Source organism: Streptomyces sp. NPDC096310 (genome assembly GCF_044763125.1).
Taxonomy (GTDB): domain Bacteria; phylum Actinomycetota; class Actinomycetes; order Streptomycetales; family Streptomycetaceae; genus Streptomyces.
This window is the reverse complement of sequence record NZ_JBIWFO010000015.1, coordinates 30,588-43,306: the sequence shown is the minus strand read 5'-3', so window position 1 is coordinate 43,306 and position 12,719 is coordinate 30,588. Positions and strand designations below refer to the sequence as shown.

The 12,719-nt window shown below is 71.6% G+C and carries 15 protein-coding genes; 6 read left to right on the top strand and 9 right to left on the bottom strand.

Features of this window, described 5'->3' with window-relative positions:
* Nucleotides 1–46 precede the first annotated feature (46 nt).
* Genes ACIQ7D_RS24940 through ACIQ7D_RS24925 form a run of 4 tightly spaced genes read left to right on the top strand, consistent with a single transcriptional unit; the run spans nucleotide 47 to nucleotide 2,679 of the window.
* Nucleotides 47–466 carry a roadblock/LC7 domain-containing protein gene (locus tag ACIQ7D_RS24940; RefSeq protein ID WP_403941180.1) on the top strand — a complete coding sequence of 140 codons (420 nt, stop codon included), beginning with the start codon at nucleotides 47–49 and terminating at the stop codon, nucleotides 464–466.
* Nucleotides 463–819, top strand: coding sequence for a DUF742 domain-containing protein (locus ACIQ7D_RS24935; RefSeq protein ID WP_385006634.1), 357 nt, complete (start codon nucleotides 463–465; stop codon nucleotides 817–819). Before ACIQ7D_RS24940 ends, ACIQ7D_RS24935 begins: the two co-directional genes overlap by 4 nt.
* The gene (locus ACIQ7D_RS24930; RefSeq protein ID WP_403940992.1) at nucleotides 800–1,414 is read left to right on the top strand and encodes a GTP-binding protein; all 615 of its coding nucleotides are present in this window, start codon (nucleotides 800–802) and stop codon (nucleotides 1,412–1,414) included. The genes ACIQ7D_RS24935 and ACIQ7D_RS24930 overlap by 20 nt, the downstream gene beginning before the upstream one ends.
* Nucleotides 1,411–2,679: a cytochrome P450 gene (locus ACIQ7D_RS24925; protein WP_403940990.1), complete on the top strand. Its 1,269-nt coding sequence runs from the start codon at nucleotides 1,411–1,413 to the stop codon at nucleotides 2,677–2,679. The genes ACIQ7D_RS24930 and ACIQ7D_RS24925 overlap by 4 nt, the downstream gene beginning before the upstream one ends.
* A gap of 81 nt (nucleotides 2,680–2,760) precedes the next feature.
* On the opposite strand, the gene ACIQ7D_RS24920 is transcribed toward ACIQ7D_RS24925, so the two are convergent.
* From ACIQ7D_RS24920 to ACIQ7D_RS24910, 3 genes are all read right to left on the bottom strand, one after another.
* On the bottom strand, nucleotides 2,761–3,987 hold the full coding sequence (locus ACIQ7D_RS24920; protein WP_403940988.1) for a cytochrome P450: 1,227 nt from the start codon (nucleotides 3,985–3,987) through the stop codon (nucleotides 2,761–2,763).
* Nucleotides 3,988–4,126: 139 nt separating this feature from the next.
* Nucleotides 4,127–4,795 (bottom strand): DedA family protein, encoded by a 669-nt coding sequence (locus ACIQ7D_RS24915; RefSeq protein ID WP_403940986.1) that lies wholly within the window; start codon nucleotides 4,793–4,795, stop codon nucleotides 4,127–4,129.
* A 171-nt stretch (nucleotides 4,796–4,966) separates the two neighbouring features.
* A complete protein-coding gene (locus ACIQ7D_RS24910) occupies nucleotides 4,967–5,419 on the bottom strand; it encodes a DUF4442 domain-containing protein (protein WP_403940984.1) in 453 nt (150 codons plus the stop codon).
* A gap of 92 nt (nucleotides 5,420–5,511) precedes the next feature.
* On the opposite strand from ACIQ7D_RS24910, the gene ACIQ7D_RS24905 reads away from it, so the two are divergent.
* On the top strand, nucleotides 5,512–6,597 hold the full coding sequence (locus tag ACIQ7D_RS24905) for a hypothetical protein (protein ID WP_403940983.1): 1,086 nt from the start codon (nucleotides 5,512–5,514) through the stop codon (nucleotides 6,595–6,597).
* 90 nt (nucleotides 6,598–6,687) lie between these two features.
* Here ACIQ7D_RS24905 and ACIQ7D_RS24900 read toward each other — a convergent pair whose 3' ends face one another.
* From ACIQ7D_RS24900 to ACIQ7D_RS24885, 4 genes are all read right to left on the bottom strand, one after another.
* Nucleotides 6,688–7,335, bottom strand: a complete 648-nt coding sequence (locus ACIQ7D_RS24900; RefSeq protein ID WP_403940981.1) for a class I SAM-dependent methyltransferase — start codon at nucleotides 7,333–7,335, stop codon at nucleotides 6,688–6,690.
* A 28-nt stretch (nucleotides 7,336–7,363) separates the two neighbouring features.
* A complete protein-coding gene (locus ACIQ7D_RS24895) occupies nucleotides 7,364–8,224 on the bottom strand; it encodes a spermidine synthase (RefSeq protein WP_403940979.1) in 861 nt (286 codons plus the stop codon).
* A gap of 56 nt (nucleotides 8,225–8,280) precedes the next feature.
* A complete protein-coding gene (tuf, locus tag ACIQ7D_RS24890; RefSeq protein ID WP_403940978.1) occupies nucleotides 8,281–9,459 on the bottom strand; it encodes an elongation factor Tu in 1,179 nt (392 codons plus the stop codon).
* Nucleotides 9,460–9,547: 88 nt separating this feature from the next.
* Nucleotides 9,548–9,802 carry a hypothetical protein gene (locus ACIQ7D_RS24885; protein ID WP_403940977.1) on the bottom strand — a complete coding sequence of 85 codons (255 nt, stop codon included), beginning with the start codon at nucleotides 9,800–9,802 and terminating at the stop codon, nucleotides 9,548–9,550.
* A gap of 41 nt (nucleotides 9,803–9,843) precedes the next feature.
* On the opposite strand from ACIQ7D_RS24885, the gene ACIQ7D_RS24880 reads away from it, so the two are divergent.
* A complete protein-coding gene (locus tag ACIQ7D_RS24880) occupies nucleotides 9,844–10,566 on the top strand; it encodes a TVP38/TMEM64 family protein (protein WP_403940975.1) in 723 nt (240 codons plus the stop codon).
* 12 nt (nucleotides 10,567–10,578) lie between these two features.
* Here the strand turns inward: ACIQ7D_RS24880 and ACIQ7D_RS24875 are convergent, their stop codons facing one another.
* Both ACIQ7D_RS24875 and meaB read right to left on the bottom strand, forming a co-directional pair.
* A complete protein-coding gene (locus ACIQ7D_RS24875; protein ID WP_403940973.1) occupies nucleotides 10,579–11,664 on the bottom strand; it encodes an enoyl-CoA hydratase/isomerase family protein in 1,086 nt (361 codons plus the stop codon).
* A 67-nt stretch (nucleotides 11,665–11,731) separates the two neighbouring features.
* Nucleotides 11,732–12,718, bottom strand: a complete 987-nt coding sequence (gene meaB / locus ACIQ7D_RS24870; RefSeq protein ID WP_403940971.1) for a methylmalonyl Co-A mutase-associated GTPase MeaB — start codon at nucleotides 12,716–12,718, stop codon at nucleotides 11,732–11,734.
* Nucleotide 12,719 lies beyond the last annotated feature (1 nt).

The following is a 12,719-nucleotide window of genomic DNA, read 5'->3' as shown; positions in this document are numbered from 1 at the left end:
CGGGCAGGTGGCCGGACCACCGGCTGAATCCCGCCCCACGCACACCATGCAGACCACAGACAACAGCCTGACCTGGCTCCTCGAGAACCTGCTGGAGCGCACCCCCGGCACCCGGCACGCCCTCGTGCTCTCCCGCGACGGACTGAAGCTCTGCTGGAGCCGCCATCTCACCCTCGACCAGGCCGACCAGTTGTCCGCCATCTGTTCCGGCATCCAGGCGCTCGCGCAGGGCGCCTCGGTGGAGTTCGGCAACGGCAGCGGCGGCGTACGCCACTCGATGACGGAGTTCCACGGCGGACTGCTGTTCATCGTGGAGGCCGGCGACGGCGCGCATCTCGCGGTCGTGGCCGAGGACGGCGCCGACCCCGGTGTGGTGGGCCACCAGATGAGCGAGCTGGTCGAGCAGATCGGTGAGCATCTGCGGGCGGAACCCCGTACACCCGCCCACGGCAGTAGCCCCTCATGATCAGGCGGCCCGTCGACACCGGGGACCCCGACCGGCTGTACACCGTCACCGGTGGCCGCAGCCGCGTCGAGGACGACACGTTCGACCTGGTCACCCTGATCGTCAGCGAGTGCCGGCCGACCGCGGGGATGCAGTCGGAGCACGTCAGGATTCTGGAGCTGTGCGACCATCCCACGGCGGTCGTGGAGATCGCCGCCGAGCTGCGGCTGCCCGTGATGGTGGTACGGATCCTCCTCGGCGACCTCCTCGCGACGGGCCGTATCACCGCCCGCCACCCGCGCGCGGCGCGCTCCGCCGACCTTCCCGACTCCGCTCTCCTGAAGGAGGTGCTCCTTGGACTCCGTAACCTCTGAACTGCCGGCGCGTACCCCGCTGAGCGACACGGCCGAGACCGGTCTGAAGATCGTCGTCGTGGGCGGATTCGGGGTCGGCAAGACCACCCTGGTCCGATCCGTCAGCGAGATCCGCCCGCTCAACACCGAAGAGGTCATGACGCAGGCCGGCATCGGCGTCGACGAGACCGCCGGGCTGACCACGAAGTCGACCACGACCGTCGCCTTCGACTTCGGCCGGATCAGCCTCAACGAGCGCATGGTGCTCTACTTGTTCGGGGCGCCCGGCCAGGAGCGGTTCTGGTTCCTGTGGGACAGCCTCTTCTCCGGCACGCTGGGCGCGGTCGTCCTGGTCGACACCCGGCGGATGAGCGAGTCCTGGTACGCCATCGACCGGCTCGAACACCACAGAACCCCCTTCGTGGTGGCCGTGAACCGGTTCGACGACGATGTCTCGGCGTTCTCGCTCGACGAGATCCGCCAGGCCCTCTCGCTGCCGGACCATGTGCCGCTGGTCGACTGCGACGCGCGAGTACGGTCGTCCGGCAAGCACGTCCTGATCACCCTCGTGGACCACCTCTACGAACTGGCCATGGCCCGGGAGCTGACACCATGACCGACCCCGCAGGAGCTGTCGAAGGACAGGCCCCGCCACCCGGCTGCCCCGCGCACGCCGGGGGCCCCGTACGGCTGAGCGGCCTCGAATACCAGCAGACCCCGTCCCAGCTCTACCGCGCCCTGCGCACGGAGCACGGCGCCGTCGCGCCCATCCTGCTCGACGGGGACATCCCCGCCTGGCTGGTGCTGGGCTACGCCGAGGTCTCGTACGTCACCGGTCACGACGAGCTGTTCGCCCGGGACTCGCGGCGCTGGAACCAGTGGCCGAACATCCCCGCCGACTGGCCGCTGATGCCGTTCGTCGGCTACCAGCCCTCGCTGCTGTTCACCGAGGGCGCGGAGCACCAGCGGCGCGCCGGGGTGATCACGGAGGCGCTGGAGGCCGTCGACCAGTTCGAACTCGCCCACACCTGCCGGGAGATCGCCGAGGGGCTCATCGACGCGTTCGCGGGCAGCGGCCAGGCCGAGCTGATGGCCACGTACGCGCACGCGCTGCCGATGCGCGCCGTGGTCCAGCTCTGCGGGATGCCGGTCGGCGGCGTGGACACCGAGGATCTCGTACGGGATCTGCGGATCTCGCTGGACGCCCCGGAGGACGACGACCCGGTCGCCGCCTATCTGCGCGTACAGGCGCGCATCGAACAGCTCGTCAAGGAGAAACGGAGCACCCCGGGTACCGATGTCACCTCGCGGATGCTGGCCCATCCCGCCGGTCTGACGGACGAGGAGGTCGTCCAGGACCTCATCACCCTGATCGCCGCCGCGCAGCAGCCGACGGCCAACTGGATCTGCAACTCGCTGCGGCTGCTGCTCACCGACGACCGGTTCGCGCTGAATGTCTCGGGCGGGCGGCTCAGCGTCGGGCAGGCCCTCAACGAGGTGCTGTGGCTGGACACCCCGACGCAGAACTTCGTCGGCCGGTGGGCGGTGCGCGACACCCAGCTCGCCGGGCGCCACATCAAGGCGGGCGACTGTCTGGTCCTCGGCTTCGCTGCGGCCAACACCGACCCGCAGATCTGGCCCGAGGGCCATGTCGGGGCGGAGAACTCGGCGCATCTCTCGTTCAGCAACGGGGAGCACCGTTGTCTCTACCCGGGTCCGCTGCTCGCGGACGTCATCGCCCGTACGGCGGTCGAGACGCTGCTGGAGCGGCTGCCGGACGTGGTGCTGGGGGTGGAGCCGCACGAGCTGACCTGGCGGCCGTCGATCTGGATGCGCGGGCTGACCGCGCTGCCGGTGAGCTTCACGCCCGTCGTGCAGTAGGAGAGTTACCGGCATACGGACGTACGCGGGTGAGCAGTGCCGGCCGCCGGGCCCGGGAGTCTCCGGGCCCGGCGGACTCCGTTACCCGCGTACCGGCGTGAACTCCACCGGCAGGGACTGCGGTCCCCGGGTGAACACGCCCTGCTCGACCGGGTCGAAGCCGTCGGCCAGCCGGATGTCCGGCATCGCGTCCAGCAGATGGTTGATCCCGGTCTCGACCTCCGCTTTGGCCAGCAGCGCCCCCACGCAGAAGTGGCGGCCGAGGGCGAAGGCGAGATGGTCGGCCGCCGCGGAGAACGCGGTCGTTGCGGTCAGGTCGTCGCGGAAGATGTCGAAGGAGTCCGGCTCCCGGTAGTGCGTGTCATCGCGGTTGGCCGCGCCGATCAGGCAGGTGACCGTGGCGCCGGCCGGTACGGTGCCCCCGCTCAGCTCCACGTCGGCGGCCGTCTGACGCATGATCATGTGCACCGGCGGGGTGAACCGGAGCGTCTCGGCGAAGGCCCGGTCGATCAGCGTACGGTCCCGCTGTACGGCGGCGAGCTGCTCGGGGTGGAGCAGGAGGTTGGCGAAGATGCTGGCGATCGCCTTGTCGGTGGTCTCCCCTCCGGCGGCGAGCAGCAGGCTGCAGAAGGCCTTGATGTCCTCGTCGCTCATCCGTACGCCGTCGACCTCGGCGGCGCAGAGGGTGGAGAGCAGGTCGTCCCCGAGGTGGTCACGCCGCTCCCGGATGATCGGCAGCATGTACTCGGCGAACTCGATCCGGGTCCGCTCACCGGCCGCCGTCACCTCGGGATCGCCCGAGAGGTTGCCCAGGAAGGCGATGACGGCCGTGTACCAGCCGTGGAAGCGGCCGTGGTCGGCCTTGTCGAGACCCAGCATGTCCGCTATGACGTTGACGGGGAAGCGGGTGGCGTACGCCTCCACCAGATCGACGGATCCGGTGTGCCGGAACGTGTCGATCAGTTCGCGGGAGTTGCGCTCGATGACGGGCTGGAACTTCTCCCGCAGGTCGCTGCCGCGGAAGGCCGGCGCGACCAGGGCCCGGCGTACGGCGTGCTCCCGCCCGCTGAGCTGGAGGATCGTCTTGCCGTGCACGGGCTCGATCTGCCAGTCGTAGTTGTCGGTGGTGAACACCGACTCCTTGTCCTTGAAGGCCCGTTCGACGTCGTCGTACCGCGAGATGATGTAACTCTTCGTGGCTTCGTGCCAGATGAGCGGGGCGCTCTCCCGCATCGCCCGGTAGGCCGGATAGGGGTTCTCCGCGAATTCCGGCGACAGAATGTCCGGGATCTGCTGTGCGGTGGCCATGGCGCTCCCTCTGTAGGTGCCGTTCCGATCGGTAACGGACGGCACCGTCAAGGGTATTGATCATCGGCCGTCAGAAACAGGCCACGTCCTGACCGCTCGGGTGTGCGCAGGCGGCCGGGGAGCGGGCGCGCGGCACGGGTCAGTCGGCGGCGGGTACGGTCTCGGGCCCGGCCGGCTCCGCGGCCGCGGCCTGCCGCGCCTGCTCCCCGGCCTTCTTGGCGCGGCTCTTCAGAACGAGCATGGAGGTGATCCCGATGAGCACGGCGAGCAGCAGTCCCAGCCACGAGAAGCGCTTGAGCCAGGCCTCGGCGACAACGCCCACCGAGTAGATGACGGCGGTCGTGCCGCCCGCCCAGACGATGCCGCCCAGCACGTTGGCGATCAGGAACTTCCAGTACGGCATGCGCAGGACGCCCGCGAGCGGTCCGGCGAAGATACGGAGCAGGGCGACGAAGCGGCCGAAGAAGACCGCCCACATGCCCCACTTCTCGAACGACCGCTCCGCCATCGCGATCTGGTCGGCGCCGAAGTGCTTGGGGAACCTCGCGCCGAGCCAGGCGAGCAGGGGCCTGCCGCCCTTGCGTCCGATGGCGTAGCCGATCGAGTCGCCGATGATCGCACCGGCCGTGGCGCAGGCGCCGAGGATGTACGGGTTGATGTCACCGTGCTGGGAGGCGAGCAGCGCGGAGCTGACGAGGACGATCTCGCCGGGCAGCGGGATACCGAGGCTCTCCACTCCGATGACCACCCCGACCAGGATGTAAATACTGACCGCGGGGACGGTCTCAAGCCACTCCTGCACGTGCAACGGCGGTTCCTCCTGTGCGTCCCTGTTCGGTGTGCCGGCGTGCCCGGCGCGCGCCACGCGGGCGCACGCCGGGCAGCCTACCCGGTGAGCGGGCGGGGTCAGGAATCCGCGATCGGGCCCGCGGACGGCTCAGGAGTGCGGGCGGGCTCAGGGATCAGCGGTGCGAACGGCTCAGGAGTGCGGGCGGAGGATCCAGACCACGGTCATCTCGCCGGTGACCGCCCCGTCCTCCCGGGTGAGGGTGACGGCGACGGGGAATTCGGGGCGGCCCCCGGCGTCCAGTTCCGCGACGACGTCCGCGGCCGGGCGGCCGAGGACGGCGGTGGCCGTGACCGGGCCCATCGCGAGCTTCTTGTAGCTGATCTCCGCCTTGACGGCGAGGGGGACGACCCGGTCGAGGAGGTGTCCGAAGGCGGCGATCACGATCGCGCCGCTGGCGGACTCGGCGAGGGTGAACATCGCTCCGGCGTGCGGTCCACCGACATGGTTGTGGTAGTCGGGCTGGTCGGGGAGGCGGACGACGGCCCGCTCCGTGGTGATCTCCAGGTAGGCGAGGCCGAGGGTCCTGGCCATGGGAACGGTGGCGGCGAGCATCTCGCCGACGGACATCTGATCAGCGCTCATGGACGATTATGTTACCCACGAGTAGGAGGCTTCACCATCCCCTGACGGGGCGGACGTCAGGGCCCCACGGGGCCCCTCTATCGTTACTGGCCATGTGGCCAGGACAGCAGCCGCCCGGGGGCGAGCAGAACCCGCAGGACCAGAATCCCAATCCGTACCAGCAGCCGGGGTACCAGCAGCCGAACCCGTACCAGCAGCCGGGATACCCGCAGCAGCCCGGTTACGGCTATCCGCAGCAGCAGCCGGTGAGCGGGCAGCAGCCCGGCTACCAGCAGCCCAACCCGTACCAGCAGCCGACGGTGCCGTTGCAGTACTCCGCACCGGGACCGCCGGACGGGGCGGGTCCGCCGGGGGACGACAAGAAGAGGACGACGGTCGTGGCGGTGATCGCGGCCGCGGTGGTCGTGCTCACCGCTGCGGGGACGGCCTTCTTCGTCCTGGGCAAGGACGACGGTTCGAGCGACCAGGCGGACGGCTCGAAGGTGTCCGCGCCGGCGTCCGGCTCCGAGGAGCCGAGCACGGAGGCGTCCCAGGACAACCCGCGCAACGGCGCGGCGGCCAAGCCGCAGATCGAGGGCTGGAAGGTCGTGACCAACCCCAAGTACGGGACGCGGTTCGACGTCCCCGCCGACTGGGAGGTCGCGAAGACCGGCCTCATATCCGGTTTCGAGGACATGGAGAAGGGTGACGGCTCGGTCGCGCTCTCCTTCTCCGCCCCGGCCTTCCTCAAGTCTCAGTGGTGCTCGCAGGACACGGACAAGGACGGCAAGCTGGAGTACAGCAGCCTCGCCGGTACCGGTACGAAGGGCGCCGAGGGCGCCACGGACACGGCGACGGCCTCGAAGAACGAAGCGGGGAGCTGGGTGTGGGCCGCGTACGGCCAGCCCGAGCCGATGGCCGTACTGAAGAAGAAGATCACGGTCAGCAAGCCCGAGGAATTCACCACCACGGCGGGGCTCAAGGGGCACTTCGCGACGGCCGAGTCCGCGGGCCTCGACAAGAAGGAAAAGTGCGACACCGACGGCAAGTCGATCGCCTTCACCTTCACCACCGCCACGGGCGACTACTCGACGTGGGTGCTGTACGCGAACAAGGGCGTGCCGGACGAGGTGTCCGATGCGACGATGAAGAAGATCATGGGCACGGTCCGGCTCGCGGGGACACCCTCGGAGTCCTGACCGGCCACCGCGTACCTCACGAGCACCACCGCCGCGAACGCCGCTGATCCCCGCGGCGTTCGCGGCGCCGGAGCCGGGCGCCGGGCTCGTCTAGACGAGCCGGTGGGCCAGGAGGTACGCCTGCGGAACCTTCTCGTCACCGCTGGGCTCGCGCACCAGTCGGGCCTCCATCACGAAGCCGGCCTTCTCCAGCCCGTCGGTGACCCGGTCGGGCGAGAGCCGGTGGAAGTCGAGGGAGACCGTGTGGCCCCACGCCTCGGTGAAGCTCAGCGGTTCGTCGCCGACCTGGAAGGCGACCAGGAGCCGGCCGCCCGGGGCCAGCACGCGGTGGAACTCCGCGAGCACCCCGGGATGCAGCTCCGGCGGGACATGGATGAGGGAGTACCAGGCGAGCAGGCCCGCGAGGGAGCCGTCCTGGAGGTCCAGCGCGGTCATCGACCCCTCGTCGAAGCGCAGCCCCGGGTGGCTGCGCCGGGCCAGGGCCACCATCGCCGGGGACAGATCGATACCGGAGACGCGCACGCCGAGGGAGTGCAGGAACGCGGTCACCCGGCCCGCCCCGCTCCCCACCTCGACGACAGGGCCGCCCTCGGCGCCCTGGAACGGTTCGGCGAAGGCGGTGAGCATGGCGCGGCCCAGTGGCCCGTCCACCCGCATGGTGGGGAAACGCTCGGCGTAGTCGGCGGAGATCTTGTCGTAGCCGTCGCGGGTGTCGCGCAGATAGGTGGGTTCGGTCATGGCGAGGACAGTAGCGCCGGCCCGCACCTCAGTCGACGGAGAATGCCCCGTCCGGAGGCCGGGGCGAGGGGACCGCTCCGCTGTCCCGTACGGGTGCCGCGTCCCCCGTGAACCGCCTGAGCGACGCGCCGTGTTCGACCCGCGCGGGGAAGGCGTCCGAGGCGGTACGCCGGGCCAGGGAGGCCGTGTCGAGCGGGCGGTGCGCGGCGACCAGGACGGCGTTTCCGAACCGGCGCCCGCGCAGTACGGGAGGCTCCGCGATCAGCGCCAGCTCCTCGAAGGCCGTGGCGAACGTGGCCAGTTGTGATCGGAGAAAGGCGAACGGAGCACCGTCCGCGAGGTTCGCGGCGTAGATCCCCTCGGGGCGCAGCACCCGGGCGGCCTCCCGCGCGTACTCGACGGAGGTGAGGTGGGCGGGGATGCGTGAGCCGCCGAAGACATCGGCGATGAGGATGTCCACGGAGCGGTCCGGCGCCGTTTCGAGGAAGCGGCGGGCGTCCGCCGTGTGGGCGGTGATCCCCGCGCCGGCCGGTATCGGCAGCTCCTGCTCGACCAGCGCCAGCAGCGCCGCGTCGGCCTCCACCACGGACTGCGCGGAGCCGGGCCGGGTCGCGGCGATGTAGCGGGGCAGGGTGAAGGCGCCGCCGCCGAGATGGAGCACGGTGAGCGGCGCGGGGGCCGTCGCCCACGGGGCGGACGCCGCGCAGTCGACGACATGGGCGAGGCGCCGTACGTACTCGAACTCCAGGTGCGCCGGTTCGTCCAGGTCGACGTAGGACTGGGGCGCGCCGTCGACCGTCAGCAGCCAGGCCCGCTCCCGGTCCACGTCGGGCAGGAGCTTGGCGGTGCCTCGGTCGACGGCGCGGATGACGGGGATCGGCTCGTTCACCGTTCCATTGTGCGCCGCCCCCGGAACCCGGTCTCCCGGGCCCGGGGGCGGCCCGGTCACAGCAGCGAGGTGACCGTACCGGCGCCGACCGTACGGCCGCCCTCGCGGATCGCGAAGCCGAGTCCCGGCTCCAGCGGGATGTCACGGCCCAGCTCCACGGTCAGGGTGACCGTGTCCCCGGGGCGCGCCACGCCCGTCGCGCCGAGGTCGATGTCGCCGACGACGTCCGCCGTGCGGATGTAGAACTGCGGGCGGTAGCCGCTGCTGACCGGTGTGGTCCTGCCGCCCTCCTTGGTGGACAGGACGTACACCCGCGCGGTGAAGCGCCGGCTCGGGACGACGCTGTCCGGCGCCGTGACGACATGGCCGCGGCGGACCGCGTCACGTGGCACGCCGCGCAGCAGCAGCGCGACATTGTCGCCGGCCTCGGCGGACTCCATCGGCTTGCCGAAGGTCTCCAGGCCGGTGACGGTGGTGGCCTGCGCTCCCGTGTCGGCGCCCAGCACCTCCACCCGGTCCCCGACCCGCACCGTGCCGCGCTCGACGGCGCCGGTGACGACCGTGCCGCGCCCGGTGATGGTGAGGACGTTCTCCACCGGGAGCAGGAACGGCGCGTCCGTGTACCTGACCGGCATCGGCACATACGTGTCGACCGCGTCGAGCAGCGCCTCCACGGCGGCGGTCCACCGTGGCTCGCCCGCCAGCGCGCCGGTCGCGGAGACCCGTACGACGGGTGCGGCGTCGCCGCCGTAGCCGTTGTCGGTGAGCAGTTCGCGGACCTCCAGCTCGACCAGGTCGGACAGTTCGTCGTCCCCCAGGTCCGCTTTGGTGAGGGCGACGACGATGTGGTTGACGCCGACCTGGCGGGCGAGCAGGACGTGCTCGGCGGTCTGCGGCATGATTCCTTCGAGCGCGGACACGACGAGGATCGCCCCGTCGAGCTGGGCCGCGCCCGTGACCATGTTCTTGATGTAGTCGGCGTGGCCGGGCATGTCGACATGCGCGTAGTGCCGGGTGTCGGTCTCGTACTCGACGTGCGCGATGTTGATGGTGATCCCCCGGGCGGCCTCCTCCGGGGCCCGGTCGATCCGGTCGAAGGGCACGAAGGTGCCGGTCCCCCGGTCGCTGAGGACCTTGGTGATGGCGGCGGTCAGGGTGGTCTTGCCGTGGTCGACGTGGCCCATGGTGCCGATGTTGACGTGCGGCTTGGTGCGCACGTATGCCGTCTTGGGCATGGTTCCTGCCTGAATTCGAAGCGTGAGCGGGACCCCTGGGCCTCTCCGACCCTCCCCCTGTGGGGTCCGCCGGACGTTCCGGGAAGGGTCAGCTTCGGGCGCCGCCGAGGGGCGCCTGCGCGGCCGCTGCCGCTGCGAGCGGCGCCGCCGTCAGGAGCGCGGCAGCCTTCGGCGCGTCCGCGACTGCGGACGGCGCTGCGAGGAAGGCGTACCGGAACATGGGGGTGATCCTGTCCGAAGTCCGGCGCCGCGTCGAATGGTTTTCCGCGGCCCGGCAGTTGGCGGGCCGGGCGGCCTGGTGGCGGGCGGGGTGCGGTACGACGTGCGGTACGAGGTGCGCCACCCTTTACGTCGCTCCTCCCTCGGGTCGGCTAGTCTCCCCGGATGCTCGACACCGTCCCCCGGTCCTCCCCGGACCAAGGCCCTGTTGTCGCTGACCACCGTTCCGGAGCGCCGCTCTCGCCCTGGTTCCGTTTCGCCGTGCTGATCGTCGTGCTGGGCGCGGCGGCCACCGTGGTGGTGCTGTACGAGCCGCAGCGGCTGCTCGCGGACGGCTGGCCGGCCCAGCTCGGCGGGGGACCGGCCGTGGCGCTGTTCGCCGTGGCGTACGGGCTGTGTGCCACCGCGTTCGTCCCGCGTCCGCTGCTCAATCTCGCCGCCGGCGCGCTCTTCGGCTCGGTGTTCGGGCTGGCGGCGGCGCTCGGGGGGACGGTGCTGGCGGCCGGGGCGTCGTTCGCTCTCGGCCGGTGTCTGGGGCAGCAGGCGCTGCGGCCGCTGCTGCGGGGCCGCTGGCTGAAGGCGGCGGACGGCCAGCTCAGCGGCCACGGTTTCCGGTCGATGCTGGCGATCCGGCTCTTCCCCGGGGTGCCGTTCGCCGCGGCGAACTACTGCGCGGCGGTCTCCCGGATGCGGGCGGCGCCGTTTCTGCTGGCGACGGCGATCGGATCGGTCCCGAACACCGCGGCCTACGTGATCGCGGGCAGCCGGGCGACCTCCCCGACCTCCCCGGCGTTCCTGGTGGCGACGGGGTTCATCGTGGTCACGGCGATCGCCGCGGGTGTCCTCGCCTGGCGGGAGCGGCACCGTCTCCCGGGACGCCGCCCGTAGCCTCGTACTGCCTCAGGGGGCGAGGTGCGCCGTGCCTTCCGCGAGTCCGAGGTCGCCGCCGGGCGGCGGGGCCGCGAACCGTGCCACGTCCGCCTCCGTGACCCGCGCCAGCTCCTTCGGGGACCAGCGCGGGGCGCGGTCCTTGTCGATGACCCGGGCGCGGATCCCCTCGACCAGATCGGGGTGGGTGAGCGCGGCGCACGAGGCGCGGTAGGCCCGGTCGAGCACCTCCTCCAGGGTGCTGGGCGGCCCGTCCGCGCGCATCGCGGCGAGTGTCGCCTTCAGGGCCGTCGGTGAGCGGGAGAGCAGGGTCTGCGCGGTGTCCTTGGCGGCGGGCAGCCCGCTGTCCAGCAGCCGGTCCACGATCTCCGGTACCGAACCGGCCGCGTAGCAGGCGTCGATCCACGGACGGTCCTCGGCGAGCCGGCCCTCGGAGGGTGTGGCCGCGTACCGCAGGACCGTCTCCCGTACGTCCGCGGCGTCCCGCACCCCGGGCGCGGCCAGCGCCTCGCTGAGCGCGGTCAGCCGCCCGGAGGGGACGAAGTGGTCGGCGAGCCCGCACAGCAGCGCGTCCGCCGGGCCCACCGTGTTCCCGGTGAGGGCGAGGTGGGTGCCGAGTGCGCCGGGCGCCCGGGCCAGCAGGTAGGTGCCGCCGACGTCGGGGACGAGGCCGATGGCGGTCTCGGGCATGGCGACGGCGGACCGCTCGGTGACGATCCGTACCCCCGCGTGGCCGGAGAGGCCGACGCCGCCGCCCATCACGATGCCGTCCATCAGCGCGACGAAGGGCTTACGGAAGCGGGCGATACGGGCGTTGAGCCGGTACTCGTCGCGCCAGAAGGCGGGCGAGGCGTTCCCGCCGGTACGGGCGTCCTCGTAAATGGCGCGGATGTCGCCGCCCGCGCAGAGCCCGCGCTCCCCGGCGCCGGAGAGGATCACGGCCGTGACGTCCGGGTCGTGCTCCCACCGGTCCAGGGCGGCGGCGATGGCCATCACCATGGGGTGGGTCAGGGCGTTGAGGGCGCGCGGGCGGTTCAGCGTGATACGGGCCGTACCGCCCGCCCGGCCGAACAGTACGGGTTCGTCGTCATGGACCATGGCGCCCAGTATCGGGTACGGCGCACGCGTCCCCGCCGGACGGTCCCGGTGCGCCCGGCGGGCGGGGTCACGGCAGGGCCAGCGCCGCGATGATCCGTTCGGCGGCGAGCGTCGCGGTGAGCGTGCCCTCCCGTACCTCCCGTTCCAGGGCGGGCGCCACCTCCCGTACCCCCGGGTGCTCGCGCAGCCGGTCCAGGAGGTGGTCACGGACCATCGCCCAGGCCCAGTCGACCTGTTGGTCGCTGCGCTTGCGCGCGAGACGGCCGTCGGCTTCCAGGACCTGGCGGTGCTGTTCGAGCCGTTCCCAGACCGCTTCGAGCCCGGTCCCCTCGCGGGCGCTGCAACTGAGCACCGGGGGTGTCCAGGCCGCGTCCACCGGGTGCATCAGGCGCAGTGCGCCCGCGAGTTCCCTGGCGGCGGAGCGGGCGTCGCGTTCGTGCGGGCCGTCGGCCTTGTTGACGGTGATGACGTCGGCCAGTTCCAGGACGCCCTTCTTGATGCCCTGGAGCTGGTCGCCGGTGCGCGCGAGGGTGAGCAGCAGGAACGAGTCGACCATGTGGGCGACGGCGGTCTCCGACTGTCCCACGCCCACGGTCTCGACGAGCACGACGTCATATCCCGCCGCCTCCATCACGATGACGGTCTCGCGGGTGGCCTTGGCGACACCGCCCAGAGTGCCCGCCGTGGGCGAGGGGCGGACGAACGCGGCCGGGTCCACGGCCAGCCGCTCCATGCGGGTCTTGTCGCCCAGGATGGAGCCGCCGGTCCGGCTGGAGGACGGGTCGACGGCGAGGACGGCGACCCGGTGGCCGAGGCCGGTGAGCAGGGTGCCGAGCGCGTCGATGAAGGTCGACTTGCCGACACCGGGCACGCCGCTGATGCCGACGCGGCGGGCCCGTCCCGAGTGCGGCAGCAGCTCGGTCAGCAGCCGCTGGGCGAGGGCGCGGTGGTCGGCCCTGGTGGACTCCACCAGGGTGATGGCGCGGGCGATGTACGAACGGGAGCCGTCCAGAACGCCCTTGGCGTAGGTGTCGATGTCGATCCGGGGCGCCACG